The 259-nt window shown below is 56.4% G+C and carries 1 pseudogene; it reads left to right on the top strand.

Annotated elements, in window-relative coordinates:
* Positions 1–259, top strand: a pseudogene (locus QN395_RS21545) (RNA-guided endonuclease TnpB family protein); the annotation flags it as partial.

Raw genomic sequence — 259 nt, forward strand, 5'->3', positions numbered from 1 at the left:
GCAACTTCTTTGCCAAACGTGCCGACTTCCCGCGCTTTAAAAAGAAAGGCAGTGGCGACAGCTTCCGCTATCCCGACTCGAAACAGATCAAGCTCGACCAGGGTAACGACCGCATCTTTCTACCAAAGCTCGGCTGGCTGCGTTACCGCAACAGCTGCGACGTGCTGGGCGAGGTGCGTAATGTCACGATAAGCCAATCAGGTGGCAAATGGTTCGCCTCGATCCAGACGCAGCGCGAAGTCGAACAGCCATTGCCCAC

The organism is Undibacterium sp. RTI2.2, assembly GCF_035018705.1.
Classification (GTDB): Bacteria; Pseudomonadota; Gammaproteobacteria; order Burkholderiales; family Burkholderiaceae_D; genus Undibacterium.